This window comes from Candidatus Enterococcus moelleringii (genome assembly GCF_017377575.1).
Classification (GTDB): domain Bacteria; phylum Bacillota; class Bacilli; order Lactobacillales; family Enterococcaceae; genus Enterococcus_A; species Enterococcus_A moelleringii.
This window is the reverse complement of record NZ_JAFREM010000057.1, coordinates 1-1,784: the sequence shown is the minus strand read 5'-3', so window position 1 is coordinate 1,784 and position 1,784 is coordinate 1. Positions and strand designations below refer to the sequence as shown.

Annotated in this window: 15 tRNA genes; all 15 read left to right on the top strand. The window is 48.3% G+C overall.

Annotation, left to right across the window (positions count from 1 at the left end):
- The first annotated feature begins 38 nt into the window (after positions 1-38).
- The 15 genes from JZO70_RS22295 (at position 39) to JZO70_RS22225 (ending at position 1,534) form a co-directional block, all read left to right on the top strand.
- Positions 39-112: transfer RNA gene (locus JZO70_RS22295), tRNA-Asn, on the top strand.
- Between the two features lie 47 nt (positions 113-159).
- Positions 160-248: transfer RNA gene (locus JZO70_RS22290), tRNA-Ser, on the top strand.
- 14 nt (positions 249-262) lie between these two features.
- Positions 263-334 (top strand) — tRNA-Glu (locus JZO70_RS22285).
- 13 nt (positions 335-347) lie between these two features.
- A tRNA-Val gene (locus JZO70_RS22280) sits at positions 348-420 on the top strand.
- A gap of 3 nt (positions 421-423) precedes the next feature.
- Positions 424-499: transfer RNA gene (locus JZO70_RS22275), tRNA-Asp, on the top strand.
- Between the two features lie 31 nt (positions 500-530).
- Positions 531-606: transfer RNA gene (locus JZO70_RS22270), tRNA-Phe, on the top strand.
- 1 nt (position 607) lies between these two features.
- Positions 608-688, top strand: a tRNA-Tyr gene (locus tag JZO70_RS22265).
- Between the two features lie 11 nt (positions 689-699).
- Positions 700-770: transfer RNA gene (locus JZO70_RS22260), tRNA-Trp, on the top strand.
- A 10-nt stretch (positions 771-780) separates the two neighbouring features.
- Positions 781-853 (top strand) — tRNA-His (locus tag JZO70_RS22255).
- A gap of 9 nt (positions 854-862) precedes the next feature.
- Positions 863-934 (top strand) — tRNA-Gln (locus JZO70_RS22250).
- Between the two features lie 40 nt (positions 935-974).
- A tRNA-Cys gene (locus tag JZO70_RS22245) sits at positions 975-1,045 on the top strand.
- Between the two features lie 20 nt (positions 1,046-1,065).
- Positions 1,066-1,149, top strand: a tRNA-Leu gene (locus tag JZO70_RS22240).
- 53 nt (positions 1,150-1,202) lie between these two features.
- A tRNA-His gene (locus JZO70_RS22235) sits at positions 1,203-1,275 on the top strand.
- A gap of 7 nt (positions 1,276-1,282) precedes the next feature.
- A tRNA-Gln gene (locus JZO70_RS22230) sits at positions 1,283-1,354 on the top strand.
- A gap of 96 nt (positions 1,355-1,450) precedes the next feature.
- A tRNA-Leu gene (locus JZO70_RS22225) sits at positions 1,451-1,534 on the top strand.
- Positions 1,535-1,784: the final 250 nt, after the last annotated feature.

The following is a 1,784-nucleotide window of genomic DNA, read 5'->3' as shown; positions in this document are numbered from 1 at the left end:
CCCTTTGTGAGAGTAGGACGCCGCCACGCGTATTTTATTCCGGCATAGCTCAGTTGGTAGTAGCGCATGACTGTTAATCATGATGTCGTAGGTTCGAGTCCTACTGCCGGAGTTCTCGTAAGAGAAAACAAGGGTATTGGGCTTTTATGCTCCAGTCTTGGAGAGTTGTCCGAGCGGCCGAAGGAGCATGATTGGAAATCATGTAGGCGGGTAATCCTGTCTCAAGGGTTCGAATCCCTTACTCTCCGTTTCAAAATATTTTGGCCCGTTGGTCAAGCGGTTAAGACACCGCCCTTTCACGGCGGTAACACGGGTTCGATTCCCGTACGGGTCATTTAATTAAATATGGGGGTTTAGCTCAGCTGGGAGAGCATCTGCCTTACAAGCAGAGGGTCAGCGGTTCGAACCCGTTAACCCCCATTCGGTTCCGTGGTGTAGGGGTTAACATGCCTGCCTGTCACGCAGGAGATCGCGGGTTCAAATCCCGTCGGGACCGCCATTTAATTAAAATAATTTAAACTATTCATTATGGCGCGGTAGCTCAGTTGGTAGAGCAACGGATTGAAGCTCCGTGTGTCGGCAGTTCGATTCTGTCCCGCGCCACCATGGAGGAGTAGCGAAGTGGCTAAACGCGACGGACTGTAAATCCGTTCCTTAGGGTTCAGTGGTTCGAATCCACTCTCCTCCATTTTTCTTTTTAGGGGCATAGTTTAAAGGTAGAACAGCGGTCTCCAAAACCGTTAGTGTGGGTTCAATTCCTGCTGCCCCTGTTTTATTATGGCGATCGTGGCGAAGTGGTTAACGCACCGGATTGTGGCTCCGGCATTCGTGGGTTCGATTCCCATCGTTCGCCCTTTTTTATTGGGGTATAGCCAAGCGGTAAGGCAAGGGACTTTGACTCCCTCATGCGTTGGTTCGAATCCAGCTACCCCAGTTACTTAACTAATGTTTAAGTAAGAATTAAAACTTTATATGGCGGTATAGCCAAGTGGTAAGGCAGAGGTCTGCAAAACCTTCATCACCGGTTCAAATCCGGTTACCGCCTTAGTACTCGTTTACTAACATGCCGGCGTGGCGGAATTGGCAGACGCGCTGGACTCAAAATCCAGTGCCCTCACGGGCGTGCCGGTTCGACCCCGGCCGCCGGTATTAACTAAGATGCGTAATCTCATCTTAGTTTTTTATTTGAAAATTTCATCATGGCGATCGTGGCGAAGTGGTTAACGCACCGGATTGTGGCTCCGGCATTCGTGGGTTCGATTCCCATCGTTCGCCCTCTTATTGGGGTATAGCCAAGCGGTAAGGCAAGGGACTTTGACTCCCTCATGCGTTGGTTCGAATCCAGCTACCCCAGTTATTATTCTCTTGAGCTTGAGAGTAATAAATAGTATAATAACCTAGTACTTGTTATCCTGCATATCCATTTGTACGGTGAGTACCTTTAAAACATGCCGGCGTGGCGGAATTGGCAGACGCGCTGGACTCAAAATCCAGTGCCCTCACGGGCGTGCCGGTTCGACCCCGGCCGCCGGTATAGGCGTAGCACCAATGTATATTATGCGTTGGTGCTTTTTTAATTTCAGGTATTAAGTTTGATTTGGTCATCGCATTAGGTTTCTGACTTGTGTCTTGATTAATATGTCAATATGCTCATTACAAGGCTTCAGAGTAGCTTGTTGTGATGTTTTCAGGTCAGAGGTCTAGAAGATCTGTTGTGGGCTTCAAAGGCGCGAACAAGTCCTTATTGCTCTTTCTAATAAAGTATAAATAGTAAAAGATCTATC